Here is a 16,814-nt window from a genome sequence, read left to right on the forward strand (position 1 = left end):
GTTTTACTTAAAAAGTATAGTACATAAAAAGAAATTATACTACTGACACTAAGCTGTAGCAACCAAAGATTTTTAAAGTTTCTGTGTGATTTTTTAACTCTTCGAGTGCCGATCGAACAAATGCTTGGCAGGCGTTAGCCTCAACGTCCATAAAGAAAATATATTCTCCGAGCGATCTTTTAGTCGGTCTAGATTCAATCCGACTTAAATTAATACCCCGACTGGCAAATACTTGCAAAGGTTTTACCAGTGCTCCCGGCATATTGGCAGGTACGCTAAAAGCTAGTGAGGTATGGGTGCAATTAGACGGTGAAGCATCAAGGATCAACTTAGAAGCAGATTCTGTAATGGATTTAATGGATGATCCCTCCCCTGGTTCTACGTTGGCGATTTCTCCCCCACTCCTGCTGAGTACCCAAAACCGAGTGTAATTATCGGGATAATCATTAATGGGGTGAGCTAACACTGGCAAATGGTAAAGTTCAGCAGCTCTTGGCGAAGATATCGCCGCTACATTTCTATCTTCGAGATATTGCAATGCTTCCGTGGTTGAATTGGCCGGAATTAATTGAGCTGAGGGAATAAACTGCCCCAACCATACCTGACACTGAGCTAGCGCTTGCGGGTGAGAGTAAACTTTTTGAATCTCGTTAAAATTTTTGGCATTAGACACCAGGGCGTGGGAAATTGGCAAAACTAAGGCGTGTTGAATGCGGAGTTGATCGAGTCGCCACAGTGTATCTAAGGTGACAGTCACGCTGCCTTCGATCGAATTTTCGACGGGCACAACTGAATAGTCAACCTGCCCTACGGCAGATGCCTCTAGCGCTTGAGAAATGGTGGAATAAGGACACAGGGTGCATTCCAAGTTAGTTTCCAGGCTCAACCAATTGACATAAGCTAGAGCCGCTGTTTCTGCATTTGTACCAACAGGGCCGAGATGTGCGATCCTCTTCGAGGGCTTCGCTAACGAAATTTTCATTTAGAGGCAATTTTAGGTTACAAATGTTTGCTTTACTCTCATCAGCTAGGAAGTATGATGAAAAATTAGCGATGTCCCGAAAGCTTTTATCAGTGATTTCTCGGATGACATTGCTGGGTACACGACTTAGGGGGCAACTTATGTCACCTTAAAAAAGGTGATAGTTTATTAAGATATGCTTAGGAATCCTATATTTTGATATTTTCTCATGTATACCCGCTTTAATTCTTCCCAATCCGTTGAGATCGCCGTACCAGAGGAACGAGTTCCCATTCAACATTATCTGCGCCAGCCGAGGCGACTGGTGAACGCCCTGGTCGATCAAAGTCGCACACAACAGCTAAGCGATGACTGTTTCCGCCTAAAAATGCGACCGTTACAATTTATGATGCTGAGCATTCAACCCACAGTAGACATGAGGGTGTGGGCCCAGTCGGATGGCACAATCAATTTGGAGTCCGTCGCCTGCGAAATTCGTGGCGTGGGTTATATAAACGATCGCTTTGCTCTCAATCTCAAAGGAAAGCTTTGTGTACACCAAAGCAGCGGGGTAGCATACTTGAAGGGAAAAGCGGATTTGGAAGTGCAAGTAGAATTACCGCCGCCGTTTTGGCTGACGCCCAAACCCATTTTAGAAGCAACGGGGAATGCTTTGCTCAAGAGCGTACTGCTGAGCGTCAAACAGCGGTTGATGCACCAGTTGCTCTTAGATTACCGCCGCTGGGCAAGCAGCGAAAGTGAGCTAAGATCGATCGAGATCCCCCCAATCTTATCTTTAGAAGGGTGAAATCCTACTAGAGAAGCTGTTAATTAATGTATAGGGATATTTAGGCACCAATCAGGCCACTTACCACAATATTAGTTAGACGCTAGAATGGGGCATCGGTCGCTTTGTTGGAACTAGCCAGCAGGGATATATAGATAGCTGCCGGTCAGTCAAGATCGATTTGAGTGATCCCTCCAAGTTCATCGTCTTCGATTATTCCCACGCCCCCCGGCAAAGGAGTTGACCTGTCTTTTGAAACTTCGTCCTTTTGGCGGAGTTCGCGCTGCGGTGGCTTGATTATTTTGCCCGGTTGATTCGTGGCGGCCACCCGAATCCTGATTTTTGGCCCGGAATTGCCCAAGCGAATTGTCATCCCGTCTACAACTGACACCTGAGCGATCGGTCTATCATTTACATAAGTGCCGTTAGCACCAAAATTAATAATTTCCCAGCCCTGGGCGTGATTCCACAGCTCTACGTGGTGGCGGGAAACTACAGCGCTGTAAATAATTACATCATTGTCGTTCGATCGACCGATCCGAACCACCGGTTCTGATTCAAAACACCAACTTTGAACTGGGACAGACTGGATAGGATGTAAAAGAGTTAAGGTAATCACTGATGTTTTGACACTCCACCGCCAGACAGAAACGGGGATACTTCCAGAGAGAGAGAGATTTTTTGGGAGAGAGCTGCAAAAATTTTGATTTTTAAAGCCGTCATCAGTGCGCCCGGATTTCCTCGCTCTGCCCTAAAAGTCGAACTTTTGGCTGCTTGAGGCATTGGAACCAACTTTTGAGGGTTAGCTTTTGGCGCAGGCGCAAATTTTTGCTGTCCTCGGTAACAACCAAACACGCTGGTATTAATCGGGTGAACTTCCCAGTGATGGACAGCGGTCTTAACCGCTTGATTAATTTGGGCTGTGAGGGAGCGATTGTGCCGATGGGTGAGCCGCTCAATTCGATCGGCCAAATCACCCTTTTCCCGCTGACGAACCAGAGAATTTAACTCAGACCCGCGCTGGTTGCACCGCTGATTCGAGTTCTTGAGGGGGCGACAGTCACTGCTCAACGAATCGCTGTTTGTAAAGAAAGAAGTTAACCAATTATTAATCCTGGGGTCTCTAGATAAAATACTTGTTGATTGTATCTGAGATGTTGCACCATTCTCAATTACTTGTTTAGGAACAGGCTTTTCGGCCTGTTCCACAAGAAAATTCACTCTTTGTGGAACAGGCCGAAAAGCCTGTTCTTGAGAATGGTGCAAGATGTGAGTTGTATCAAACAGCATAGGTCATTTGGAGTTGCTAACATTTTCCTTATTGATGCGATACCTTTAAAATACAATGCTTTGAGCAGCACTGGAATTTTGAGCGACAACGGATCAATCTCTCATAGCGAAAATACCGATCGACCTTCCTCGCGCGCGTCGCCCCAAAATGCGATCGGCAATTACTCCCCCGGCGAGCGGGAAGGCCAAACTTCAGCTCAAATCTGACTCAGGCGGCTCCGGATTCGGATCTGGCGGGACAGATTCTTGCCTTTGCCGCTTCAACTCTGCAACTTTTTCTTGAGCTACATCCCTGACTTCGAGAGCTTTATCTTGGAATTTTTCCGCCAGACTTTGAGCGCCCCGCTTCACACCTGCCACATTTTTGAGAGTTCTGTCGAAATCTTCATGTAAAAACTCTGCTACCAGACCGACTTTTTTGTGCAGTCCCTCCGCGTACTGCACTGGCTCCGATACAGCAGCTTCAGAGACGATCGCCCGCTTGCTGCCGATGGTCGAAATAGCTGCCACAGGTAACAAGTAAATGTCGTCTAAAACACCGCGCCAGCCGCTCGATTTAAATAGGTAGTTGGTGACTGAACCCGTGCGGACATCAAATAGGTAGTCAACCACTGCACCTGCCTTATTTCCAGCGTCCGTGAGCACCTCAAGCCCGATCGGACAAACAGCTTGTTCCGGCTGATGAAGTTCCGGCAATTCCGGGTTAATAGTGACAAAAACATTTTCCCCCACCGTATCTACTTGCGCCCAAGCGAACCAAGTTTTTTTGCTGCCCAAAAGTCCCGACTTGCAAGTAAAGCCGATCGCCCGTTGGGAGTGAGCATCGAGCCAAACCCGATCTACCCTGCCGACCTCTTCCGCCGTTCTGCGGTCGATGGTGCGGCGGCCCTGCAGTTCGCTGCGCCTAACAATCTGTGGTGATGTACTCATAAATAAACTCCTGAGTGCCGCCTTTGAAAAATGTCGATCGTCCAAAGAAGCCGATTTAATATTCTTCTTCCGAATAATGGCGATTATTATCTGCCTGGGTTAACTCGTCCTCTTCCCTGGAAGTGCCAACTTCTTTGTGGTCGGGAACAGGAATCGTGCTCATGTGCACGCCGGCCGAGGGAGCGTGAATTTCCTTAGCCTCCCTGGGCTTGACGCTAAGAAGTCCTAACTGGACGGAGGATTGATTCGGGCCTACGTTGATTTGAATTTTCGGCCCAGAGCGAGCCAAGTGAACGATCAGACCGTCCACAATGGGAACCTTAGCGATCGGCTTACCATCGAGGTAAGTGCCGTTGGTACCTAAATTGATCAGTTCCCAAGTTATGCCGCTGCGCCGCAATTCGATGTGGCGACGAGAAACCACAGCGCTAAAAAGAACGACGTGGTTTTCGGTCGAGCGCCCGATCCGGACGACCTGCTCGTCTTCAAATATCCAACTGCGGACGGGTATAGACTGGAGTGGATGTAGCAAGGTCAGCTTAATCACATTGGCAGCATTGAGTTTTGGTAGAGCGCCTCAAGATGCGATTTTAGATTTTAGACTTTCGATCGCCCAATCCAAACTCGCTCTAAGAGATTTGAAATAAAAACGTAACCAGGTCTCCTTTGCCCAGAGAGATGCGGTCTCCCGGTCGCAACCGGTGGCGGTTTCCCTTGGGTAGCGGAGTATTGTTGACGTAAGTGCCGTTGGAACTGCCTACATCTTCTAGGTAGCAAGCATCTCCCTCCACCCGGAGATTTGCGTGTACCCGAGAAACTATCTCAGAATTAGCAAATCCCGAAACATCAATATCCGGCGGCACTAAGTCATTTGGCTTGCCTATGTGAACCACAGCCAGACTGTGAGGCAATTCCATCGGCGTATTTGTCTGAACGTGTAGCAGGCGGGCCGACTGCTGTTGCAGTTGAGTTTTAGCTACACCTGCTGGCTGTGGGCCCGGAACCGGAGGAGAGATATTTACTGGTGTTGCCACCGATTCAGTTGTAACAGGAACCGAGGGCGAAGGCGGGGGATCAGGAGTAGTCGGAATGCTGGCGGTAGTTTTTTCCAAGTTGAGCCCCTTATTCAGGGTAACTAGAGGTTCCATTGCCATCAGGGGTTCGGGTGGCACTAAATCCGGCGCCGGTGACGATACCACTGTGGGGCCTACAGGCGAGGGGGACGGTACTGTCACCTCAACTTCTGGAACTATGGAACCCGGACGCAAGTTAAAGCCACACTGACCGCAAAATGCTGCATCTGTCTGAACTGCTGCACCGCAGTTCGAGCAACTTGCGGTAACAGGTAAAGGCGTGTAGCAAGCCTCACACTGGCTGGCCCCGTCGGGGTTCTGGTGATTGCAATTGGGACAGACAATCATCGATTTCTCCTTGCTATCGGCCAGATTTTTAAATCAGCCTCATAAAAATACTCGTGTATATGGTCAAATTTTAACTTTAACCGCCACAATTCTTATATTGCTTCGCTCATACTAGCAACTGAGCTGACGCTGTGACGTTAGCTGTGATGGGCAAGATTGAGTTAGTGATAATGAATGCTGACTGTTTTGGCACGCTGGCGGCTCTGTCGGCTATTTTACGGAGGAGCCAGCAGCCGCATCGAGCAGCCACCAAAGTTCGCCTTCTGCTTGAACGAGTCTGGCTGGATAGGTCATTTCGTCGGCTGCGGGGGCAAAAATTTGAGCTAGGGCGGGTTGTTTGCTGGCTCCTGCGACCATGAAGATGACGCACCGGGCCCGGTTGATTAAGGGGACTGTAAAGGTAATGCGGGGTTGACCGTCTTTGTTGCCGACAGTTACTAGGGCGTCGCGGACTTGCAAGGCTGCTGTGCCGGGAAATAGAGAGGCTGTGTGGGCGTCGTCTCCTATGCCCAATAAAATGATGTCGAAGGCAGGAAACTCGCCGTCGGATACTTTGAAGAACTGCTGTAATTCGGTTTGGTGCGCCTCCGCGTCGGCTGCGGGGTCGCCGGCGCCTGTGGGCATGGGGTGGATGTTGCTGGCGGGGATATTCACTCGATCGAGCCACGCGAGGCGCGCCATTTTTTGATTGCTGTCTGGGTGTTCTGGGGGAACGTAGCGTTCGTCGCCCCAGAAAACGTGAATTTTGTCCCAAGGCAGGTCTTGGGCTGCGAGCGCTCTGTAGAGTGGTTCTGGTGTGCTTCCGCCCGCTGCGGCGATCGTACAAAGTCCGCGTTCTGCTATGGCTTCTGAGATTTTCGACAGCACAATCTCCAGCGATCGATCTATTAGTTGTTCCCGATTTGCTAATACTTCTACTATTTTTTTCATTAATTTCCTCTCAACTTTCCTATTCGTGTTGTTCTCAGCAATTGCCAATTTTACCTTGACATTTTGGTTTGACATTTTGGTTTGAGGTCGCTCTGCTGACAGACCCGGCAGGCATGGCACAGCATCCCATACAATTTTATCATCTTATGCCCCTTGATTGGAGGAAAGCCAGACATATTCCTACCAGTGCTTTATGGATTTTCACCTGTTGCATTGAGCTGTCACAACTTTCAATCAAAAGTTCGATCGTACTCGGAGCATCTGGGCAGAAAGTAAAAAGCGTTTTTTGGGACTCCGATCCGCCCCGCACAGCAAAGTCTATAAATATAGCCAGCCGGACGATCGCACACCGACAGTAAAAGCCAAACCGAGATGATCCCGATCGCACTTACCCCTGCCTAGCAAAAATAATCAAGATTGATGTGGTAGACTAGGAAAAATAGTTTTAAATCCGCACGCTCGGAAGGAAGCAAAACTATGTCAATTTTTAAGCGATTTCCTACATCAGTCCGCTATCTAATAGCGCGGTTGCGCCACTGGACCCAACCGGCGGTTTGGGCTCCGTTAGCCGTGCTGTGTGCGGGGGGGTTATTTATCTGGGAGGTCTCTGTAAATCCAGAAAGGTTGAGTATAGATGGCGAAGAAGAACCAGCCTCAAACACTCCAGCTTCGCTATCGGGACTATCTGCTGAAGATACCGCCATTGCCGCTGAAATCGACAGCTCACCAGTGCTAGTCAATCAGTTTAATGGATCTACTGCTTCTGAACTGAACTTGTTAAATTCATCAGTAGTAAAAAGCAAAGGTTTATTCGAGGAACTTCGAGATCGGGACTTAGAAACTCCTCAGCCATCTTCAGCACCCAAGCAGGTAGGAAGCAGCGGATTTGTCCCCTTGCCAAATTTAGCAAATCCTGCTGTCGAGGCCGGAAACAATAACCCCCAAAATTCCAGCTTGCCAAGTTCAAACGCCACATCAGCGTTGAGTTTATCTAGCAGCGAGAGACTAACTTCCGGGATAAAAACGATTAAGCCTGAGTCTGGGGGTACAGCGACAGCAACTTTATCGCAGGCGTCGAGTGATGCTAATTCAGATAAACAAAACGAAAATTCTCTGCCTTTAAGTCCGCTGCAAGCAGCTATGAAAAAATACGTCGTTGCTAACACTTCGGCAACGGCGGCTTCGGCTGAGAAAACAGCAGACTCGGCTAAATTGCTCGATCGACCGGCTTCCGATCCGGCTGCAGGAAATGCGACAAATTTGCTCCCAACGACCGCTACAGCTCAAAGTGGAGCCAATCCTGTGAATGTTCCCACAGCACTTCCCCCCCTTGTGACTCCGACAAATACTGTAAGCAAGGAATCTCAAGAATTCTTAAAACCGACAGCTACAGTCGCTGAATCATTGGCGGGGTTAAATTCCAGAGTGCCGAACCTCCCCGAAATTAATGCAGGGGCTGCACCGGTGGCTTTGCCGAAAAATCCCTACCAAACTAATTTATCTGGCTCAGGCTTCGCACCTGAAGTTCAACCTGTGGCACTTCCAGTAGCCATACCTTCGCCAACACGTCTACTTCCAAATGTCGGTCCATCTCCCTTTCCAAGTGGGATTGGGGGAAGCAAGATAATTAGTCCTCAATTCTCTCCTAATTCAGCGAATTCTCAATTTCAAACACCTCCACCGAGTCAGCTTAATTTGCCGGAGCAGCCTAACTTTGGAGTTGTTCCCCAAAACACAAATCAGGGCGTGCAGCCCATTCAACCTCAACCTTTTGCTACACCCCGCTCCCTGGCTCCGGGACGCTATATTGGCGGTGGCGAAATTAATACTTTTGCTAATCCTTAAATGATGGAAGTTGGGCCACGAAAACGATATTATCAATTCCCAATTCCCTATTCCCAATGTTAGTGGTAAAACTTACCTAGCGGCAGCCCGCGCCAACAATAATCCTCCGATTCCCAAACCAAACACGATCGGCAGCCACGCCGAAAGAATCGGAGTCAAAACAGCTTTCACGCCCATAGAACTGGTGATGAAAGAAAATACATAGTAAGTAAAAATCACAACTACGCTAATACCAAAACTCGTTCCTCTGCCGGAGCGGCGCGGTTGAGTTCCCAAAGCTGCTCCCACTAAACCAAATACCATGCACACGAAAGGAAAAGCATATTTTTCTTGAATTCGCACCTGTAATTTGCGAATTTGCCGTTCGTCGCCACTGTTTTTAAGGATATCCAAACGCTCTAAAGCTTGGGCAATGTTCATTTCCTTGAAATCCCGCGCTCTCGCAGCTAAATCTAAGGGCGTGCGGGGCAGTTGCAACTGCTGGTGTTGAAACCTAACTATATTGCGGTAAGAGCCATCAGGAGCTACTATATAAGCGGTTCCGTTGAAAAAATCCCAGGTATTTTCTGAGGGATTCCAAGTAGCGGATTCTGAAGAAACGATTTGATTGAGGCCTGGGGTGGAGCGATCGATAATTGTTAAACCTTTCATTTGCTGGCCGTCAAATTGTTCTGCATAAAAAAAGCGGGCGAGGATTTCGTCGCCGCCTTTTTCTGGTTTGCGAAATTCTGTGTAAATAATATTTCTATCTTGAAATATCGGTTTTTCTCGTTTCAGGGCTCTGTCTAAAGTCAGAGTTGCTCTGTAGCTGGCGGCGGGTACAACTAACTCTTGCAAACCAAAAGTTAAGCCTGCAACAATTAAACTCATTATCACAGCAGGCAATATTAATCGGTACACGCTAACTCCGCAACTGCGGAGGGCGATGAGTTCGCTGTCGCTGGACATTCGGCTGTAGGCCATTAAGGTTGCTAGCAGCATTGACATGGGGAAAGCCAATACTACGAAGTAGGGAATTTGCAGGAGAAAAATTTCTATGGCTGCGCCGTAGGGGAGGCCGGATTCTGCTACTCTGCGGACTAATTCAAATAAGGCTCCAACTGTGACGGCGACGGATGTAAAGAGTCCGACGCCAAATAAAAATGGGCCGATTAGTTCTTTGGTAATGTACCAATCCATTACGGAAATTCTCGGCAGCCAGTTGATGGGATTCAAAGAATTGGATATTGCTATTTTCATAGTTTGGGATTTTTGCAGTTTGCTCCTCAATCTAACATCTCAAATCTAAAATTATGCCGTTTGCGGAATGCCTTCAAAAGACTATCGCACGAAGTTGTCACCTAAGTAATACTGTCGCACTAAAGGGTTGCTGTAGAGTTCTTCTTCAGCCCCGGAGGCTAAAATTTGGCCGTCTCGCATGATGTAGGCTCGATCGGTAATTTCGAGGGTTTCTCGGACGTTGTGATCTGTGATGAGGATGCCGATTTTACGATCGCGCAGTTTAGCAATAATGGTTTGAATTTCGTCTACGGCGATCGGATCGACGCCTGCAAACGGTTCGTCTAAAAATAGGAACATCGGCCCGTCTCGCCCAGCGGCTAATGCTCTGGCTAGTTCAGTCCGCCGCCTTTCTCCCCCAGAGATTTGAATTCCCAAACTAGATGCTATTTTTTCTAAGCGAAATTCTTGCAATAGGAAATCGACTCGCTCTCGCCATTCCCAGCGCGGCACTTGAGTTTGTTCTAGGACTAACAAAATGTTGTCGCGCACGCTCATGTTTCGGAAAATGCTTGCTTCTTGAGCGAGATAGCCAATTCCCAAATGCGCTCGCTGGTGCATCGCCAATTTAGTGATGTCTAAATCGTTTAGCCAAACGGTGCCTTGATTTGGTTTTTCTAATCCGGTTGCTATGTAAAATGTTGTGGTTTTGCCTGCACCGTTGGGGCCTAGCAGTCCTACGATTTCTCCTTGGGCTACCGACAGGTTGACGCGACTGACTACATTGCGTTTTCCGTAGGATTTGTGAATATTTTCGAGTACAATTTTCATTTTCGCTCCCGGCAACCTCTACAAGCTAAATTTCAGACTGAGGCTTTGTGCGATCGACTCTCTAATTTAAATTTTACCTTTTCAAGTTTGTGAGTTTTATAAAGACGAAATTTCGCATCTATCCCAAGTAGTATGTTTTGGCTGAGGCGAAATTTCGCTGCTGCGAGCCACTGTTACCGGGGGGCTGTAGTTGGACGTGGGGAGCCCACTGCATTTTGGGCTGCTGCATCTTGTTCCGGGGCCACCAGATAAACAGATTCTACCTGTCCTGGGTTGTCTGGCAGGGCAATAAACCGCCCTTCGTCGATGAGGTATGTTATGGTTTCGCCGCGCAGGCTGTTGCCCTGCTGCAATACGTAAACGTCTCCGCTGAGAATGATCCGGCGCTCGCGGCTGAAATATTGAGCTTGAGCTGCGGTTGCTTGTATTTGGCGGGCTGGATAGTTGATTTGGACGTTGCCGCGGGCTGTCACGATGCCGGTTTTAGAGTCGGCTTCTTGAATGTCCGATCGCACACTGAGAGTGCGGGGCGGCCCGGCTTGCGGGTAGGTGGGAGAGGCGATCGCGCCTGCCAGAGTCAGGGGCAACAGCAGCGATAATCCTTTGAATATTCTGGAATTGAGTAGTTTAGCGGAGGGCATCATAAGCTTACAAGCCTCAAAATTTGTAAAATTGCTGAAGGGCATTACCTTCAGTTAGGTATTTTATCTTAACGGCCAGAAAGATTCCCGTGAGGTCGATCGATTGACCCGATAGTCTCAACCAATTATCCTAGCAAGACAACAGCGAATTTAATTGGTTATTTTGCCGAGTGGCTACAACTGTCTTACCTAGAAACAAGCCCAAAAGCCTGTGAATCGACACATAAAATTCTCTGGCTGGGCCTGCACGATAGCCCGCCCCCTAAGTGTGAGGCAAGGTGTGCGGCACCTGAGACTACAAGCCTTTACTTAAAATTGGCCATCGCGCCATATAGCAAACTCCAAGACGATTAGAACGTTATTAATTGCTCAAACATCTATTTTTATTGCTTCTGGCTTCTTCCTTCTGCTATAATTCGCGGCAATTGCAAGCCTGCAACTTCTGTACCTGCGAATAACTGTTGAAATTTAGCTACTTCTTCCGGGCCAGCTTGTTGCAAAGCGCTCAAAAGTTTAGCACTTTGTCCGAGCAAGTCTTCAACGGCAATCCCGGCATAACTCGGCTGATAATAACTGAGCCGATTTATTCCTTCTCCCAGCAAAATTACTGCACCGCGCCAGTTTTGATTTCCTAAGTGATAAAGCGCGACCGCAATTTGCAATATTCCCTGATAAAACCTTTTTTCCGGCTCGCCTGCTTCCATCCATAAAGCCTCTAAAGTATCGTGACAAGCGTAAAATTCTTGGCTGTTAAACTGTTCGATACCTTGCCAAAACTCGATCGGCATTTCCTCTGTCATTCGATTGGGTATTGGGGATTTTCGATGGCGGATGTGTGTTTGAGTAGGCGGCGATCGATTTTTGTTAAATAGCTAAGTCTTAAAAATAGGAAAAATCACGACCTGTTTTCAAAACTACTGCCATTTCACGACCGCCTACTTAACCGATTACATAGTGTCTCTGACAGCTTGAATCTGATCCATTCCTATTTCCTGATTAGTTCCAGCGAAATCGTTATCTGGCGTCAGAAATAACATACAGTGACACTCTTTGCGCTCGCGCATGGGAATGCAGGGACAGTTCCAGTAGGCGGCTTTTACTTCGGCTTCTTTATCTTCGTAATGGCGACAAGGGCATAAGGGAGCGCCTAGTTCATCCTTGTGTTTTGCTAGTCCTTCTATCACGACAGCAGTGACGGAAGGTTCAGAACAAAAGAAAGTTCCGGTGCGCTTGGCGTAGGTTTCGGAGAAATTCTTCATCGCCTCCAAAGTTTTTTCGTTGGAGAGTTTAGATTTTTCTGTTGTGTTCATAGTTTAGGATCGAAGTTGAGGATGCTACGAGCTTTTGACAATTGTAGCGCAGAATGTGATTTTAAACACTTGTATATTTCTGTTTACTTACAAGGAGGAAAACCTTGACAAAGATTGAGTTTTAGGTTGTTGGTTTTTTAGTGGTTTTTGTCTATCCCGGAGGGTGCGGGAAACTTGCGGCAGGGCGGGTTTTTGGAGCTGCCAAAAGATTTGGGCAGTCGATCGCCCTCAACAATCATCCCCCAAAGGGGATAAAAATCGGATAAGATAGCACGGCGCTCTTTCTGTGACGGCTATAGGCACGGCATCTGATGGCAACTTCCCCGAACCGCACCCACAGCAAAAAATCTCCTCCGTCTGGGCTGATTTGGCCGGCTGACACCGAGTTAGTCGGATTAGTGTTTGAATTGACTCCCCGCGCTGCTAGCTATCTGTACGCGCAGTATGCTATAGGTTTGCACGCTTGGTTTTTAGGTCAAGTACAGCAAACTGACCCGGATTTATCACAACTTTTGCACGATGAACAGTCAGAAAAAGCCTTTACTATTTCGGGATTGGAAGGTGATTTGCTCCCCGGCGGCAAAGAATTTCAGCTTTTGGGCGATCGCATTTATCGCTGGTACGTAACAGGACTTTCAAAGCCTGTAGTGCAGTGGCTGAGTCAGTGGCTGCAAAATTTGCCCGAAGAGATAGATTTGCGAAATGCTCCGATCGTAATTCGCTCTTGGGATATTGCTTTTGCTCCCACAACTTATCAGCAATTATTAACAGCAGACACCCCATTTTCGCCAACCATCAAACTTAGTTTTGTGACTCCTACAAGCTTTCGTAGCAAAGGGCATCACTTCCCTCTGCCAGTTCCCGAAAATGTTTTTCACAGTTATTTGCGCCGCTGGAATAACTTTTCGGGGGGAATTTTTGACCAAGCAGAATTTTTGAATTGGATTGATGAAAATGCAATTATTAGCCGCCACAAATTGGAGTCGCAAAAGGTAGCGGCGGGCAAAAAAGGCATGGTAACGGGATTCACTGGGGCTGTGGAATTTGGGCTAGGGCGATCGGCTCACAATCGTCCTGATTTTGTACAATTATTTTATGCTTTAGGGCGGTTAGCGCCTTACTGCGGCACGGGCCACAAAACAACTTTTGGATTGGGACAAACGCGAGCACAATGGTTGACAGAAGCGCTACCTGCAGTATCGATACAAAGCGTATTGGCGGCGCGAATAGAGGAATTGACACAGAAGTTTATGGCGCACAGAAAGCGTAAAGGTGGAAGTCGCGCTGCTGAGATTGCTGAAACTTGGGCGACGATTTTGGCGCGCCGGGAATTGGGGGAATCTTTGTTTGATATTGCTGCTGATTTGGAAATGCCTTATGAAACTGTGAAAACTTACGTGAAGTTGGCAAGAAGGGCTGTGCAAGTGGAGGATTAGCGCGAATTTGTTGACTGTTGACTGTTGACTGTTGACTGTTGAATGATGAATGATGACTGTTGACTGTTGACAGTTGACAGTTGACTGTTGACTGCTGAATGATGAGTGATGACTACTGACTACTGACTAATTGACTAATGACTAATGACTGCTGACTAATGACTCTTAGTAAATAGGTATATGTCGTCTCGCTGATATTTTAGTTGAAATTGAGGGGTGTTTTTTAGTTGAGTTACTAATTTATTAACAAAATCTCGATCGCTCATCCAGCCAGGATATCTGAGGTTCAGCAATACATAATCAAATTCTGCGAGATTTGCAGGTGGCGCGTTAGCCTGAGTTAATTTTACCACAGGGCGGTGCGCTAAGTGCGGAGCAATCTGAGCATTTGTTAAAACACTGCCTTTGGTTTCCACAAGAGAAATTGCCTCTTTGGTAGCCGGCAAAGTGTCGATCCCCTTTAAATAAATAGTCCAAAAATAGCCGTATTTCGCTAAAGCTAAGAAAGCAATCAACGACCAAATTACAATGACTCTAGGCAAGGGATAATTAGGAAGTGGCAATCTCTCAAATATTGTCTTTCCCTTTTGCTGATTGCTAGCTGCTAAACTGGAAATTACGGCCACCAACAAAAACGGCAATATCGGCACAGAATATTGATGAATTAAATCCCGCTGAGCGGGGATATCGGAAAGAATATTCATCGCCAACATCGGCACAGCACTAATTAAAGATGACAGATGACGCGGAGACAGCCACCAAATTATAGGTAATAGCAATAACGCTAAATATTCAAAAGTATCAAAAGAAAACAAACGCCCTAAAACTAGATTTGGTTTCACTATTAAATTAATAGCAATTTCAAAAACTGACTTTCCCAAATATTGATATCGCCCGATACCCGCGTGTTCTCTTCCCTGATTAAAATACGGTATAACTGCCTGAGTAACTACCAGAAACCAACCCGCGCCTAGAAAGAGAGCTATGAGTCCAAACTTGCGTTTTTTGTCAAAACACAACAGCCACAAACCCATCGCAGCCACAGTTAAAGATAGCACGGCTTTGCAGCTCAAAACTAATACAATAGCAGCACAAAACCACAAAGTTTTATTCAGCCTCGCGGCTAAGATTGCTGCTAGCAGTGCTGGTAAAGCAATTACTTCTGGGTGGAAGTCGAAGAGATTGACATTAAATACTGCGGGATAAAGCAGATATACGGCTGAAATTGCAATTGCTTTTCGTTGGTTTAATCCCGCTTGACGTGCCAAACTCCAACTCGGCCAAGCACCTAAAGCTAGGGAAACAGCTTGCACTAATAAAAGCCAGTGAACATCTGGATATATTTTGTAAAGTAAAGCTAGTGGATAGAAAATAAAAGCGGCGTGATCGCCCCAAATATTTATTGCCATTAATGAGGAAAATGGCGTTTGGTTTTGGGAGATTAAATAAATTGCTTGGTCAAAAATTGCTAAGTCGAATGCAGTTGACTGAAACAAAGCGTGCCGCGCGCTGCTGGCGGCAAATAAGACTATCGTTGTCACGACAATCATTAAAAATACTGGATGAGTTTTTAGGGATTTTAAAGTTAGCATTTTATTGGTTTAATCAGCCCTTCGTTTAAATAGCAGGACTTCGTTTTTTTGATAAGTTAATTTAAAATCGGGAGAAGTTTTAAGTGTATTTGCTAAAGTAGCACCAAGTTTTTCAGTATCAGGCCAGGGATGGCGCAGGTTTAATAATATGTATTGAAATTCAGCTAAATTTGTTTGGGGCGAAATTTGTGACAGCAATTTTACTATTGGGCGGTGGGTAAAGTGAGGGGCTAATCTATTATCTGTTAAAATACTGCTTTGCGGTTGAACTTGTGCCACTGCTTGGCGTGTAGCTTGCCAGGTATCTAGTCTATTTAGGTACAGGTAAAAATCTTTATATTCGCCCACACACAGGAAAATTAGTAGTGACCAAATTATCATGATTCTCGGCAATTGAATTCCCAGCCAAAGTTGAGAAATTTGGAAATTTTTAAATTGTGGCAGATTGCTCCATGTTAAAAAATGTTGCTTATTTGCTTTATCCTCTTCCTTGTTGCCTTTTATTTCTTCCCTGTTCCTTGTTTCTTCCTTCGCGATAACTGCTAAAAATAAGAATGGAATTACAGGCACTGAATACTGATAGGCTAAGCTGCGTTGAAAGGACAAGTCAGAGAGGATATTGATCAGCAGGGTAGGGAGGGCAGGAATTAGCGCTGTTAAATATTTGAGGCGTAGTTTGCCCGAAAATGGCAATAGCAGCCAAATCACAGGTAAGGTGAGGAGAAATAAATATTTAAATGTATCGAAGGAAAGAATTTTTCCTAATACTAACTGTGGTTTTAATATGAGATTGATGATAATTTCTAGTACGGATTTGCCTAAATAGCTGTAGCGCCCGACTCCAGCGACTTCGCTGCCGCTAAAGAAGGGGATAATTTTCTGGGAAGCTATCACAAACCAAGCTGCACCGAGCAAAAGTGCGATCGCCCCGTACCGTTGCTTTTTTTCGCAAAAAAACAGCCAGAAACCCATAGCAACAACGGTTAGGGACAAAACCGCCTTGCAACTGAGAACTAACACAATAGCGGTACAAAACCACACAATTTTATTTAAACGCGCCGCCAAAATTGCGGCCAAAAGTGCGGGTAAAGCGATTATTTCCGGGTGAAAATCAAATAAATTGATGTTAAATACCACCGGATAGAGCAAATAAATCAATGCGATCGCACGAGATTGTTCTTGATTCAAACCTGCCAAACGCGCTAAACTCCAGGTAGGCCAAGCCCCCAGGGATAAAGCAACTGCTTGTACAAACAGCAGCCAATGCACATCCGGGGAAATTTTGTACAGCCAAGCTAGCGGATAATAGATTACCGCTGCGTGATCGCCCAAAATATGAATCCCCATTAAAGAAGAAAAAGGCGTTTGGTTTTGGCTGATCAAGTAAATTGCTTGGTCAAAAATTCCCAAATCGAAAGCAGTTGATTGGAATAAAGCGTGGCGTAAACTGCTACACAAAAAGAAAATTGTCGCAGCAGTAGCGATCGCCCAAACCAAACTCGACGGTAGCTGAGATCGACCTTCCTCTATATTTTCCGAGTTCGAGACACCGATGTCCTCACGGTCATCAGCAAAATTTTCCCTATTCTGCATGAAATCTGGCACTAGGTGGTCACTCAAAA

General features: G+C 46.5%; 18 protein-coding genes. 4 read left to right on the forward strand and 14 right to left on the reverse strand.

What is annotated here, in order from left to right; genetic code table 11:
- Positions 1 to 34 precede the first annotated feature (34 nt).
- Positions 35 to 982 carry a prephenate dehydratase gene (pheA, locus tag QUB08_RS20005; protein ID WP_333226417.1) on the reverse strand — a complete coding sequence of 316 codons (948 nt, stop codon included), beginning with the start codon at positions 980 to 982 and terminating at the stop codon, positions 35 to 37.
- 208 nt (positions 983 to 1,190) lie between these two features.
- On the opposite strand from pheA, the gene QUB08_RS20010 reads away from it, so the two are divergent.
- Entirely contained in the window at positions 1,191 to 1,769 is a 579-nt protein-coding gene (locus QUB08_RS20010; RefSeq protein WP_333226419.1) for a DUF1997 domain-containing protein, read from the forward strand.
- Between the two features lie 145 nt (positions 1,770 to 1,914).
- Here QUB08_RS20010 and QUB08_RS20015 read toward each other — a convergent pair whose 3' ends face one another.
- Both QUB08_RS20015 and QUB08_RS20020 read right to left on the reverse strand, forming a co-directional pair.
- Positions 1,915 to 2,367: an FHA domain-containing protein gene (locus QUB08_RS20015; protein ID WP_333153302.1), complete on the reverse strand. Its 453-nt coding sequence runs from the start codon at positions 2,365 to 2,367 to the stop codon at positions 1,915 to 1,917.
- Positions 2,364 to 3,038 (reverse strand): hypothetical protein, encoded by a 675-nt coding sequence (locus tag QUB08_RS20020; RefSeq protein WP_333226421.1) that lies wholly within the window; start codon positions 3,036 to 3,038, stop codon positions 2,364 to 2,366. Before QUB08_RS20020 ends, QUB08_RS20015 begins: the two co-directional genes overlap by 4 nt.
- Positions 3,039 to 3,098: 60 nt before the next feature.
- Here QUB08_RS20020 and QUB08_RS20025 point away from each other — a divergent pair, with 60 nt between their 5' ends.
- The gene (locus QUB08_RS20025; protein WP_333226423.1) at positions 3,099 to 3,245 is read left to right on the forward strand and encodes a hypothetical protein; all 147 of its coding nucleotides are present in this window, start codon (positions 3,099 to 3,101) and stop codon (positions 3,243 to 3,245) included.
- On the opposite strand, the gene QUB08_RS20030 is transcribed toward QUB08_RS20025, so the two are convergent.
- The 4 genes from QUB08_RS20030 to pgl form a co-directional block, all read right to left on the reverse strand.
- Positions 3,231 to 3,968 carry a PRC-barrel domain-containing protein gene (locus tag QUB08_RS20030; RefSeq protein ID WP_333226425.1) on the reverse strand — a complete coding sequence of 246 codons (738 nt, stop codon included), beginning with the start codon at positions 3,966 to 3,968 and terminating at the stop codon, positions 3,231 to 3,233. The genes QUB08_RS20025 and QUB08_RS20030 overlap by 15 nt on opposite strands.
- 55 nt (positions 3,969 to 4,023) lie before the next feature.
- Positions 4,024 to 4,515: an FHA domain-containing protein gene (locus QUB08_RS20035; RefSeq protein WP_333153305.1), complete on the reverse strand. Its 492-nt coding sequence runs from the start codon at positions 4,513 to 4,515 to the stop codon at positions 4,024 to 4,026.
- Positions 4,516 to 4,597: 82 nt separating this feature from the next.
- Complete coding sequence (locus QUB08_RS20040) at positions 4,598 to 5,389, reverse strand: FHA domain-containing protein (protein WP_333226427.1); 792 nt, start codon at positions 5,387 to 5,389, stop codon at positions 4,598 to 4,600.
- A 210-nt stretch (positions 5,390 to 5,599) separates the two neighbouring features.
- Positions 5,600 to 6,319 (reverse strand): 6-phosphogluconolactonase, encoded by a 720-nt coding sequence (gene pgl / locus QUB08_RS20045; RefSeq protein WP_333226429.1) that lies wholly within the window; start codon positions 6,317 to 6,319, stop codon positions 5,600 to 5,602.
- A 477-nt stretch (positions 6,320 to 6,796) separates the two neighbouring features.
- On the opposite strand from pgl, the gene QUB08_RS20050 reads away from it, so the two are divergent.
- Entirely contained in the window at positions 6,797 to 8,164 is a 1,368-nt protein-coding gene (locus QUB08_RS20050; protein ID WP_333226431.1) for a hypothetical protein, read from the forward strand.
- A gap of 72 nt (positions 8,165 to 8,236) precedes the next feature.
- Here the strand turns inward: QUB08_RS20050 and QUB08_RS20055 are convergent, their stop codons facing one another.
- The 5 genes from QUB08_RS20055 to QUB08_RS20075 form a co-directional block, all read right to left on the reverse strand.
- Positions 8,237 to 9,403: an LptF/LptG family permease gene (locus QUB08_RS20055; RefSeq protein WP_333226433.1), complete on the reverse strand. Its 1,167-nt coding sequence runs from the start codon at positions 9,401 to 9,403 to the stop codon at positions 8,237 to 8,239.
- An 81-nt stretch (positions 9,404 to 9,484) separates the two neighbouring features.
- Positions 9,485 to 10,213: an LPS export ABC transporter ATP-binding protein gene (gene lptB, locus QUB08_RS20060; protein ID WP_333034782.1), complete on the reverse strand. Its 729-nt coding sequence runs from the start codon at positions 10,211 to 10,213 to the stop codon at positions 9,485 to 9,487.
- 173 nt (positions 10,214 to 10,386) lie between these two features.
- Positions 10,387 to 10,857, reverse strand: coding sequence for an LptA/OstA family protein (locus tag QUB08_RS20065; RefSeq protein WP_172186331.1), 471 nt, complete (start codon positions 10,855 to 10,857; stop codon positions 10,387 to 10,389).
- A gap of 380 nt (positions 10,858 to 11,237) precedes the next feature.
- The gene (locus tag QUB08_RS20070) at positions 11,238 to 11,654 is read right to left on the reverse strand and encodes a DUF309 domain-containing protein (RefSeq protein WP_333226435.1); all 417 of its coding nucleotides are present in this window, start codon (positions 11,652 to 11,654) and stop codon (positions 11,238 to 11,240) included.
- Positions 11,655 to 11,801: 147 nt separating this feature from the next.
- Entirely contained in the window at positions 11,802 to 12,164 is a 363-nt protein-coding gene (locus tag QUB08_RS20075) for a ferredoxin thioredoxin reductase catalytic beta subunit (protein ID WP_333104114.1), read from the reverse strand.
- A gap of 311 nt (positions 12,165 to 12,475) precedes the next feature.
- On the opposite strand from QUB08_RS20075, the gene cas6 reads away from it, so the two are divergent.
- The gene (cas6, locus tag QUB08_RS20080) at positions 12,476 to 13,600 is read left to right on the forward strand and encodes a CRISPR-associated endoribonuclease Cas6 (RefSeq protein ID WP_333226437.1); all 1,125 of its coding nucleotides are present in this window, start codon (positions 12,476 to 12,478) and stop codon (positions 13,598 to 13,600) included.
- A gap of 155 nt (positions 13,601 to 13,755) precedes the next feature.
- On the opposite strand, the gene QUB08_RS20085 is transcribed toward cas6, so the two are convergent.
- Positions 13,756 to 15,192, reverse strand: coding sequence for a DUF2079 domain-containing protein (locus QUB08_RS20085; protein WP_333226439.1), 1,437 nt, complete (start codon positions 15,190 to 15,192; stop codon positions 13,756 to 13,758).
- A gap of 9 nt (positions 15,193 to 15,201) precedes the next feature.
- Positions 15,202 to 16,785, reverse strand: coding sequence for a DUF2079 domain-containing protein (locus QUB08_RS20090; RefSeq protein ID WP_333226467.1), 1,584 nt, complete (start codon positions 16,783 to 16,785; stop codon positions 15,202 to 15,204).
- Between the last annotated feature and the right edge of the window lie 29 nt (positions 16,786 to 16,814).

It is taken from the genome of Microcoleus sp. BR0-C5 (assembly GCF_036705045.1).
Taxonomy (GTDB): domain Bacteria; phylum Cyanobacteriota; class Cyanobacteriia; order Cyanobacteriales; family Microcoleaceae; genus Microcoleus.

Coding starts and splice junctions, on each gene's coding strand:
- pheA (WP_333226417.1), bottom strand. CDS start 982: ATGAAAATTTCGTTAGCGAAGCCCTCGAAGAGGATCGCACATCTCGGC.
- QUB08_RS20010 (WP_333226419.1), top strand. CDS start 1,191: ATGTATACCCGCTTTAATTCTTCCCAATCCGTTGAGATCGCCGTACCA.
- QUB08_RS20020 (WP_333226421.1), bottom strand. CDS start 3,038: ATGCTGTTTGATACAACTCACATCTTGCACCATTCTCAAGAACAGGCT.
- QUB08_RS20030 (WP_333226425.1), bottom strand. CDS start 3,968: ATGAGTACATCACCACAGATTGTTAGGCGCAGCGAACTGCAGGGCCGC.
- QUB08_RS20040 (WP_333226427.1), bottom strand. CDS start 5,389: ATGATTGTCTGTCCCAATTGCAATCACCAGAACCCCGACGGGGCCAGC.
- pgl (WP_333226429.1), bottom strand. CDS start 6,319: ATGAAAAAAATAGTAGAAGTATTAGCAAATCGGGAACAACTAATAGAT.
- QUB08_RS20050 (WP_333226431.1), top strand. CDS start 6,797: ATGTCAATTTTTAAGCGATTTCCTACATCAGTCCGCTATCTAATAGCG.
- QUB08_RS20055 (WP_333226433.1), bottom strand. CDS start 9,403: ATGAAAATAGCAATATCCAATTCTTTGAATCCCATCAACTGGCTGCCG.
- lptB (WP_333034782.1), bottom strand. CDS start 10,213: ATGAAAATTGTACTCGAAAATATTCACAAATCCTACGGAAAACGCAAT.
- QUB08_RS20065 (WP_172186331.1), bottom strand. CDS start 10,857: ATGATGCCCTCCGCTAAACTACTCAATTCCAGAATATTCAAAGGATTA.
- QUB08_RS20070 (WP_333226435.1), bottom strand. CDS start 11,654: ATGACAGAGGAAATGCCGATCGAGTTTTGGCAAGGTATCGAACAGTTT.
- QUB08_RS20075 (WP_333104114.1), bottom strand. CDS start 12,164: ATGAACACAACAGAAAAATCTAAACTCTCCAACGAAAAAACTTTGGAG.
- cas6 (WP_333226437.1), top strand. CDS start 12,476: ATGGCAACTTCCCCGAACCGCACCCACAGCAAAAAATCTCCTCCGTCT.
- QUB08_RS20085 (WP_333226439.1), bottom strand. CDS start 15,192: ATGCTAACTTTAAAATCCCTAAAAACTCATCCAGTATTTTTAATGATT.
- QUB08_RS20090 (WP_333226467.1), bottom strand. CDS start 16,785: ATGCAGAATAGGGAAAATTTTGCTGATGACCGTGAGGACATCGGTGTC.